Origin of the sequence: Virgibacillus salarius (assembly GCF_039521925.1) — a bacterium.
In the GTDB taxonomy this organism is placed as follows: domain Bacteria; phylum Bacillota; class Bacilli; order Bacillales; family Amphibacillaceae; genus Virgibacillus; species Virgibacillus salarius.
The window spans coordinates 1-9,928 of sequence record NZ_BAAACY010000059.1; the positions used below are offsets into that span (position 1 = coordinate 1).

Annotated in this window: 6 protein-coding genes and 1 pseudogene; 6 read left to right on the plus strand and 1 reads right to left on the minus strand. The window is 36.9% G+C overall.

Annotated features, from left to right (window positions below; genetic code table 11):
- Positions 1–951: pseudogene (locus ABDZ84_RS08415) on the minus strand (transposase); the annotation flags it as partial.
- A 222-nt stretch (positions 952–1,173) separates the two neighbouring features.
- Between ABDZ84_RS08415 and ABDZ84_RS08420 the strand changes: the two are divergent.
- The 6 genes from ABDZ84_RS08420 to ABDZ84_RS08445 all read left to right on the plus strand — a co-directional run bounded on the left by ABDZ84_RS08420 (position 1,174) and on the right by ABDZ84_RS08445 (position 9,351).
- Positions 1,174–1,371 (plus strand): helix-turn-helix domain-containing protein, encoded by a 198-nt coding sequence (locus ABDZ84_RS08420; protein ID WP_343781057.1) that lies wholly within the window; start codon positions 1,174–1,176, stop codon positions 1,369–1,371.
- Positions 1,372–1,412: 41 nt separating this feature from the next.
- Positions 1,413–3,791, plus strand: a complete 2,379-nt coding sequence (gene hsdR / locus ABDZ84_RS08425) for an EcoAI/FtnUII family type I restriction enzme subunit R (protein WP_343781060.1) — start codon at positions 1,413–1,415, stop codon at positions 3,789–3,791.
- 37 nt (positions 3,792–3,828) lie between these two features.
- Positions 3,829–5,298, plus strand: coding sequence for a class I SAM-dependent DNA methyltransferase (locus ABDZ84_RS08430; RefSeq protein ID WP_343781063.1), 1,470 nt, complete (start codon positions 3,829–3,831; stop codon positions 5,296–5,298).
- 1 nt (position 5,299) lies between these two features.
- The gene (locus ABDZ84_RS08435) at positions 5,300–6,742 is read left to right on the plus strand and encodes a restriction endonuclease subunit S (RefSeq protein ID WP_343781066.1); all 1,443 of its coding nucleotides are present in this window, start codon (positions 5,300–5,302) and stop codon (positions 6,740–6,742) included.
- Between the two features lie 748 nt (positions 6,743–7,490).
- Entirely contained in the window at positions 7,491–8,453 is a 963-nt protein-coding gene (locus ABDZ84_RS08440) for a tRNA dihydrouridine synthase (protein WP_343781070.1), read from the plus strand.
- 322 nt (positions 8,454–8,775) lie between these two features.
- Positions 8,776–9,351 (plus strand): Ada metal-binding domain-containing protein, encoded by a 576-nt coding sequence (locus tag ABDZ84_RS08445; protein WP_026682881.1) that lies wholly within the window; start codon positions 8,776–8,778, stop codon positions 9,349–9,351.
- Positions 9,352–9,928 lie beyond the last annotated feature (577 nt).

The window sequence follows — 9,928 nt, forward strand, 5'->3', positions numbered from 1 at the left end:
GAATAAACGTGCGAGTATCCGTAGGATTTGGAAATACATCATAAGCTAATGTGTACTGGCCTTCGGTCGCTATTTGTACATTATAACCCGCCTTAAGTTGGCCATTTTTCATATAGTCATCTTTCATTCTCATAAAAGTGGCATCATGATCCGTCTTAGAATAACTATTGCGGTTGCCAAAGATCTCCATATCATTTTGATATTTCTGTTTTCGAATTACATAGTCTTGGAATTGTTTACGGTATTGCTTGGGTTCTTTTCGCATAGAACGGAGTTGTTTGCGATCTTTTGCTTTTTCACTTTCCTCGATTTCTTGATCGTATTTCTTCACTTTTTCATCTAGTTTTTTACTACTTCATTGAGTTCTTCCGTTGAAATTTCATCAGAACTTTCTCTTTCTATTTCGGGGATAATTTCTTTTTCCAGTAGCTCCGCATACATTTGATTCGACTTCTCTATTAAATCGGAGCTGTATTTTTCAATGGATTTTTTCCATACAAAAGTGAACTTATTGGCATTCGCTTCTAATTTCGTGCCGTCAATAAAAATGGCCTCTTCTTCAATTGCCTTCTCTTCAACAAGTTGACAGCGAAATAGGACAAAACATTGGCGTAGTAACTCTTTTACTTCGGGATGAACACGGAATCGATTGATGGTACGATAGCTTGGCTCATACCCCTGTGCTAACCACATCATCCGTACACTATCTTTAAGTAAGCCTTCTATTTTTCTGCCAGAAAAAACAGATTGGGTATAGGCACATAAGATAATCTTCATCATCATTCGAGGATGGTATGCAGGACAACCTGTTTCGCGCAAAAATCCCACAAATGATTCTTCTGGGATATGTTCTACAATATGGTTCACTGCATAGGCGATATCATTTTCTTGTAATTTCATTTCAAAATCTAAAGGCAAAACGACTTGATTCATGGTATAATGTTTAAACATAAGGGACACCTCCGGTTCTGTTTGGGTGTGATTACTTTAACTTTACCAGAAGGTATCCCTTTTGCGTACATAAATCTCAAAAAAAGTGGTACTCACCAAATTATTGGCGAGTACCACTTTTAATTTTACTGGGTTTTGTCCCAGCCCCATTCTCTATTTCCTGTTCAATGTTGTGTTATAATATATTTGACTTTATTTTACATAGCTATAGGAGGACTTTGGATGATCATAAGCTATGATAAATTGTGGAAACTCTTGATTGACAAGAAAATGAATAAAACGGAGTTGAAGGAGCAGGCTGGAATTACCTACAACATATTAGCTCGCCTTGGAAAATGCCAACCTGTAAACCTAGAAAGCTTATATAAAATTTGCAAGTGCCTCGAATGCGACATTGGAGACATATTGAATTTGAAATAGAATAAGCGATTTCGCGAGAATAGTGTGAAGGGGCTGAGCTAATGGGAAAGAGAAATTTATCTGAAGAAGATATCAAAGCTAGATATATCACACCGGCAATCACTGATGCAGGCTGGGACATAAATAAGCAAGTGCGACTTGAATATGCCTTTACGGCTGGTAGAATCATACTTCGTGGAAATGTTACTGCCAGAGGAAAAAAGAAAAGAGCGGACTATGTACTTTTTTACAAAAATAACTTTCCTTTAGCAGTTATAGAAGCCAAAGATAATAATCATCCGGTAGGAGCAGGTTTGCAGCAAGGGATCGAATATGCGAAAGCACTAGACATATCCTATGTCTACGCTTCTAATGGCGATGCCTTTGTGGAGCAGAACTTGATTACTGGTGAGGTAAGAGAACTAAGACTTGAAGAGTTTCCATCGCCGAAAGAATTATACCAAAGATATTTAATTGATAAAAATATCAATGAGGCTGAGGAAAAGGTTATCCTAGAGCCTTATTATTATGTGCCTAATTATAAAACACCTAGATATTATCAAAGGGTCGCAATCAATAGAACAGTAGATGCGGTTGCCAAAGGACAAGAACGTGTGCTGTTAGTTAGTGCCACAGGTACCGGTAAAACCTTTATGACCTTCCAAATTATCTATAGGTTATGGAAATCTGGTTTAAAGAAAAGGATCCTTTTCTTAGCAGACCGCAATGTACTGGTTGACCAAACTATTTCTGGAGACTTCAAACCTTTTAGTGGAAAAATGACAAAGGTACAAAATAAAAATCTTGATAGTTCTTATGAAATCTATCTTGCATTATATCAACAACTTGTGGGTGATGATGGAGAAGAGACATTCCGTCAGTTCCAGCCGAACTTTTTTGATTTAATTGTGATAGATGAGTGCCACAGAGGGAGTGCAAAAGAAGAATCAGCCTGGAGAAAGGTTTTAGAGTATTTTTCATCGGCTACTCACATTGGTTGTACAGCAACACCAATAGAAACAAAAGAAGCCTCCAGCCAGACTTACTTTGGTGAGCCCATTTATGAGTACTCTTTAAAACAAGGAATAAATGATGGCTTCTTGGCGCCTTATAAAGTCATCAGAATTGGATTGGATCGAGATCTTGAAGGCTATCGACCGGAAGCAGGAAAGGTAGATAAATATGGATATGAAATTGAGGATCGAGAGTACAATGTAAAAGATTTTGAACGCTCTCTTGTGATTGATGATCGAACACGAGTCATAGCATCTAAAATCACAGAGTTCTTAAAGAAAACCGATCGCTTTAGTAAAACAATCGTATTCTGTGTGGACATTGAACACGCCGAACGTATGAGGCAAGCACTTATTAATGAAAATAAAGACTTGTATGCGGAAAATGATAAATACATCATGCGTATTACGGGAGATAATGATGAGGGAAAAGCACAGCTAGAATACTTTATTGATGAAGAAAGTGATTACCCGGTTATTGCAGTAACCAGTAAACTAATGACTACCGGTGTGGATGCGAAAATGTGTAAGTTGATTGTTTTGGAAAATAGCATCAACAGCATGACCGAATTTAAGCAGATTATTGGTCGTGGAACAAGACTTCTTGAAGAATACGGTAAGACCTACTTTAGCATTATGGACTTTCGTAACTCCAGCCGACTCTTTGCTGACCCTGCATTTGATGGTAGACCGGAAGTGGTTATTGACCTTGATGGGAATGATCCCGTGGATGAACCAGAGCCGCCAACAGATGAAGGCGAAGAAGGCACTGGAGAAGATGCTGGTAATGATGGTGTCAAAGAAGATAATGGTAAGTATGGAACTGGAGACACACCACCTTTTAATGATGAGGGTGATGATAAACCTCGTAAATATTATATAGGCGATGTTACTGTTAGAGTTCTTTCAGAGAGAGTCCAATATGTAGATAAGGATGGGAAGCTCATCACTGAAAGTCTGACTGACTACACAAAGAAAAATATCCTAGAGCAATATGCAAGGCTGGATGATTTCTTGAGAACTTGGACAGAAGCGGAGAAAAAACAAGCCATTATTGATGAATTACAAGACAGTGGTGTACTGCTAGATGCGGTCAGAGAAGAATTGGGCAAAACAGAAGTAGATGATTTTGATCTCATTTGTCACTTGGCTTACGATAAACCACCGCTAACAAAAAAAGAGAGAGCGGATAATGTGAAGAAACGTAACTATCTGTACAAGTACTCTGATGTTGCCCAGCAAGTCATTGAAGCACTGCTTGATAAGTATGCCAATGATGGCATTAAAGAGATCGAAGATACAAAAGTACTTCAACTAAAGGAATTTGCTAAGATTGGTAGTCCAATGAAAATAGTCAAAGCCTTTGGTGGAAAAGAATCCTATCTAAAGGCAGTAAAAGAACTAGAGAATGAAATTTATTACGCATAAGTAAAACCAACAATAGTAGACAAGGCAGGTATGAGTTATGGCGATTAGTAATTTTGTAAAGAGAATTCAAGATGTTATGCGAAATGACTCGGGTGTTAATGGAGATGCCCAGAGAATTGAGCAAATCGTGTGGATTCTTTTCTTGAAAATATATGATGCAAAGGAAGAAGCATGGGAGCTCTATGATGACAATTATAAGTCCATCATTCCAGAAGGCTTAAAATGGAGAGATTGGGCAGTTGATCTAAAAGACGGTGAGGCACTTACGGGTGATGCTTTACTTGATTTTGTAAATAACAAACTATTTCCTACACTTAAGAATTTAGAAATTGATGAAGAAACACCGATGAGTCAAATCATTGTAAAATCCGCTTTTGAAGATGCCAACAACTATCAAAAAGATGGAGTACTGCTTCGTCAGGTTATTAATATCATTGATGAGATCGACTTCACAGAATATAAAGAGCGCCATGAATTCGGTACAATCTATGAATCGTTCCTTAAGGACTTACAGAGTGCAGGAAATGCTGGTGAGTTTTATACACCAAGAGCTGTTACTGACTTTATGGTAGAAGTGGTGAAACCGGTATTAGGAGAAAAAGTCGGAGATTTTGCCTGTGGTACCGGGGGCTTCTTGACATCTGCTTTATCTGCACTGGATAAACAAGTTGGTAACTCTCTTGAAAATAGACAAATCTATAACAAGTCTGTGTATGGAATTGAAAAGAAAGCATTGCCACATATGCTGTGTGTGACCAATATGCTGATTCATGATATAGATGATCCAAACATTCTTCATGGGAATGCATTAGAAACAGACTATAAAGAGCTTCGTAAAATGGAGCCTTTCGATGTAGTTCTTATGAATCCGCCATACGGAGGAAGTGAGAAAGAAAGCGTAAAAATCAACTTCCCAATGGAGCTAAGAAGTTCTGAAACAGCCGACTTATTCATGAATGTAATCATGTATCGATTGAAGAAGAACGGTCGAGCAGCAGTAATCATACCAGACGGATTCTTATTTGGTACAGATAATGCTAAATTCAACATCAAGAAAAAACTGTTCAGTGAATTTAATGTTCATACAGTAATAAGGATGCCTCATAGCGTATTTGCGCCTTATACATCTATTAGAACGAATATCTTGTTCTTTGATAATATCAAACCTACGGAGGAAACTTGGTTCTATCGTGTAGATATGCCAGAAGGCTATAAAAACTTCTCAAAGACCAGACCGATGAAGCTGGAACACTTCAATGAAGCCTTGGAATGGTGGGAAAACCGAGAAGAGATTAAAGTTGAAGGTTATCCAAAAGCAAAGAAATATACCATTAATGAAATAGTACATCGGAGTTATAATATCGATCTTTGTGGCTTTCCTCACGAGGAAGAAGTTATTTTAGAGCCGATGGACTTGATTCAAGAATATCAAGAAAAACGAGCTTCTCTTAATGCTGAAATTGACCATGTGCTAGAGCAGATTACTTCTAAGCTCGGAGGTAAGTAAGATGAATGCACAGGATCTAAAAAATAGCATTTTTCAATTAGCAATCCAAGGAAAGCTTGTAGAACAGCGAGAGGAAGAAGGTGCTGTAAAAGAACTACTTGAGCAGGTAAAAGCAGAAAAAGAACAGCTAATTAAAGAAGGGAAGATTAAAAAAGAAAAGAAACTTCAGGAGATAAAACAGGATGAGATACCATTTGATATACCTGATAGTTGGAAGTGGATGAGATTAGGAGATGTCCTTGAGATTGCAAGAGGGGGATCCCCAAGACCGATAAAATCATTTTTAACTGATTCTGATGATGGTATTAATTGGATTAAAATAGGGGATACCGACAAAGGTGGAAAGTTTATTAATCAGACCAATGAAAAGATTATAAAAGAAGGTCTTAAAAAAAGTAGGTATGTGAGAAAAGGAGATTTCCTTTTAAGTAATTCAATGAGTTTTGGTAGACCATACATTTTAAATATTGACGGATGTATACATGATGGTTGGTTAGTATTAAGTCAATTTATTGAAATCTTTAACAAAGAATTTCTATACTATTTACTTAGTTCTCGCATGGTATTTAATCAATTTTCTTCGAGAGTATCGGGTGCTGTTGTTAATAATTTGAATTCTGACAAAGTTAGAATTACCTTAGTACCCACCCCACCACTAGCAGAACAAAAGCGTATCGTATCAAAGATAGAAGAACTAATGCCTTATGTGGAGAAATACGATAAAGCCTATTCTGAGGTCGAGGAGCTTAATAAGAAGTCCCCGGAGGATATGCAAAAATCTATTGTACAATATGCGATCCAAGGGAAGTTGGTTGAACATCGAGAAGAAGAGGGTACTGCTAAAGAGCTATATCAGCAGATTCAAGAAAAAAAGAAAAAGCTGATTAAGGAAAACAAGATTAAAAAGACAAAGGCACTTCCAGACATCACTGAAGAGAAGATACCATTTGATATACCAGAGAGTTGGAAATGGGTTAGATTAGGTAATGTTATACATTTGACTTCTGGTCAAGATATGACATCAAGTAAATACAACGACATTTCAAATGGAATACCGTATTTAACAGGTGCCAGTAACATTCATGATGGAGAAATAATAATTAATAGGTGGACGCAGGAACCTAAAGCTATAGCTCTCAAAGGAGATATTTTATTAACTTGTAAAGGTACAGTAGGTAAGACTGTAATCCTTGGTGAAGAAAAGGTGCACATAGCAAGGCAAATTATGTCTATAAGAACAATAGAAATAGATGCTAAATTCATGCAATATTTTATTAAAAGCTATGTGAATATTTTAAAAGCAAAAGCAAAAAGTATGATCCCAGGAATAGAACGAAAAGATGTATTAGAAGCACCGCTTCCACTCCCACCACTAGAAGAACAAAAAAGAATCGTGGAGAAGATAGAAGAACTACTTCCTTACACAAAACAACTAATCAAGTAAGATGGTTTTAATACCCAAAGGGTGGTCAAATCTCTACACCTTTCAAAATAACTACCTTGTCCGGATCACACGGGAAAAATCCCATAATTTCTATAGGGGGTATTCCTAAAACGCCAAAATAAAGCCACATAGCCTTGTAAACCATGATATAAAATGGTTTCGGGTTATGTGGCTATTTTACTTGATTTAAAAGTATAAATTTGCAATAAATAGCTTGTTAATACCTAGTTTAAGACTAAAATTAGCTCATAAAATACTATAATAAACTTGAATAAAAAATAATAACTACACTACAAAAGTTTCCTGTTGTATTTATGAAGATGTTGAATTGAGGCTATTTTTACGTTTCCCCTTCGCACAATAAAAACCATTTTACACAAATTTTACACATTACTCGTAGAAAACCTTGTACTATCAATGCTTTAAGACCTATATCGACCCCGACCACCGGTATGATAAAACGGGAAAAGCCTTTAAGTCAAGGGTTCTCACATTTAGTGAGAACTCTTTTTTGTACCCATATCGCACAATTTAGGTAGAAAAAATCGTGTACACGATGAAGAATGACCAGAAGGAAAAATGGGAAAACGTAAGAGTGAAATTACAAGTATTTTAGGGTTTATATAGGCAATCCGTTTGATAAAAAGTGCTTAAGCATGGTATAAGTGTAAAGGGAGTAAGGACAGTTGTTTTTGATTTTGGGATGTTTTTTGATCATATCCCATCATGAGAGGATTGAAATTTGATTATGATTGATAATTTTTGGCGTGATTTACCACGACCGTTTTTTATATTGGCACCAATGGAGGATGTGACGGATGTCGTTTTTCGCCATGTAGTTAGCGAAGCCGCTAGACCTGATGTGTTTTTTACAGAGTTTACAAACTCAGAAAGCTATTGTCATCCAGAAGGGCGCCAAAGCGTACGCGGGCGTTTGACATTTACAGAGGATGAGCAACCAATGGTAGCCCATATATGGGGCGATAAGCCGGAGTATTTTCGGCAAATGAGTATTGGTATGGCGGAACAAGGATTTAAGGGTCTTGATATTAATATGGGTTGTCCTGTAGCTAATGTAGCAGGGAATGGAAAGGGATCTGGCCTGATCCGTCGTCCAGAAGTAGCAGCAGAGCTCATACAAGCTGCAAAAGCAGGAGGATTGCCTGTAAGCGTGAAGACAAGACTAGGTTACACGTATATAGATGAATGGTTTGAATGGCTGAAACACGTATTGGAACAAGACATTGCTAATCTTTCTATTCATCTGCGTACAAGAAAGGAAATGAGTAAAGTAGATGCTCACTGGGAGCTAATTCCTGAGATTAAAAAGCTTCGTGACGAGGTTGCTCCAGATACATTGTTGACCATCAATGGTGATATTCCTGACCGCCAAACTGGCTTGGAGCTTGTGGGAAAATATGGTGTAGATGGAGTAATGATTGGACGAGGAATTTTTAAAAATCCATTTGCTTTTGAAAAGCAGCCGAAGGAGCACAGCAGTAAGGAATTGCTTGATATCTTAAGATTACACTTGGATCTTTTCGATAAATATTCAAAAATAGATACACGTTCGTTTAAGCCTCTTCGTCGCTTTTTTAAGATATATGTTCGAGGTTTTCGAGGGGCGAGTGAATTAAGAAGTCAAATGATGGAAACAGAGTCAACAGATGAAGTACGTGCATTGCTCGATGACTTTGAAGATTTTGAGTGAAAGAATGTTGACGACAGGAGAAGTATTTATAGTAGTAAGTTACTTAATTAACATGAATAACCGGATCAACGTTTCTCACATCGTGGGAAACGTTTTTTGTAGGTGCGCCAGGCATGGCGACTATCTAGGTGGTGAAAGTCCACTGTGGTGGAGGAGATAGCGGCTATTTGAGTAAATAAATATACGCAAAACTTCTTCTATTTTTAGAAAAAGAATTCCATGCATAAATACTGTTGGTACGTAAAGAATGTTTTCAATTTTATTCACAGTGTGTTTTTATTTGGTAGAATAAGATTAATAATATAGGAGGTGTTGAAAAGCTATGGATCTATACTCATCATCCCATACCATCCCCTCAGAATATTGGCATGCAATTTCTAATAATGATAGTAATTTTGACGATCATTTTTACTATGGTGTTAAAACAACTAAAATTTTCTGTCGTCCATCTTGCAAATCCAGATTACCGAATAAAGACAACGTTTATATCTTTAAAAAGGCACAAATAGCATTACAGCTTGGGTTTAGGCCTTGTAAAAGATGTAAGCCGGACAATGTGTTATTACCTAATGAGGAATGGATAGAGCTTATATGTGCATGGATTGACAAAAACTATGATGAAAATATCACGCTTCATGTGTTAGCAAATGTCTTTCATTCCAGTCCATTTCACCTTCAACGAACGTTTAACAAAATCAAAAAGGAGAGTCCCTTAAATTATTTGCAACGAATAAGGTTAAATAGAGCAGCAAATCAATTAAAAGAAACAAATCATACCATACAGTTTATCTCTTCATCTGTTGGGTTTTCAAATAGTTCCTATTTTAGCACGGTATTTAAGAAATATTACAACATTACGCCGAATAATTATCGGAAGAAATTTAATTGTAAACTGTAAACTCCAATAAAGAAGCGATATTGAAAAGTTTTTCCAACCTTGTAATACACTGATTTTGCTCCGATCCAATCTTGGAAATAATAAGCATAGAAACGAGATATTGCGATAATGTTTATATATTCTTGAAGGAAACAAATTTTACGCACAATGCCTTTGAATGAATGCTTTGGACTGTCTCCTGGATAATAGATTGCCTGTAAAAACAACATTTGTAGGGAAAGCTTTCACGAAAAAAACAACACCTCATCAGTAATCTGTTTCACCATATCGTTCACGAGTTAAGCAATACCATTCTTGCAAATGCCTTCAAAAAATCTAAGGAAAATAACTTGGTATCATGAAAATGCCTACGATAGCTTTAAAAGAGAAGTATCCTTTTTCCCTTAGAAAATATAGGTGGTACCTTCATCTAACGTGATCGTCGGTACCACTTTTTAAATGGTCTAGGAAAATATATTATTTGCCCATGTGGATAAATGGGCGTGTTGAGCCACGTCTAGCTCCAGCGCCCAGAAACTAGGTGTCTTCACGAATCTCCCTCATCTAAGTCATTATTGGCTCGTAAGCTCACCGTGAT

Bases quoted from the DNA above. Each gene is read 5' to 3' on its own strand.
- ABDZ84_RS08445 (WP_026682881.1), top strand. From the start codon at position 8,776: ATGGATCTATACTCATCATCCCATACCATCCCCTCAGAATATTGGCAT.
- ABDZ84_RS08420 (WP_343781057.1), top strand. From the start codon at position 1,174: ATGATCATAAGCTATGATAAATTGTGGAAACTCTTGATTGACAAGAAA.
- ABDZ84_RS08430 (WP_343781063.1), top strand. From the start codon at position 3,829: ATGGCGATTAGTAATTTTGTAAAGAGAATTCAAGATGTTATGCGAAAT.
- ABDZ84_RS08435 (WP_343781066.1), top strand. From the start codon at position 5,300: ATGAATGCACAGGATCTAAAAAATAGCATTTTTCAATTAGCAATCCAA.
- hsdR (WP_343781060.1), top strand. From the start codon at position 1,413: ATGGGAAAGAGAAATTTATCTGAAGAAGATATCAAAGCTAGATATATC.
- ABDZ84_RS08440 (WP_343781070.1), top strand. From the start codon at position 7,491: ATGATTGATAATTTTTGGCGTGATTTACCACGACCGTTTTTTATATTG.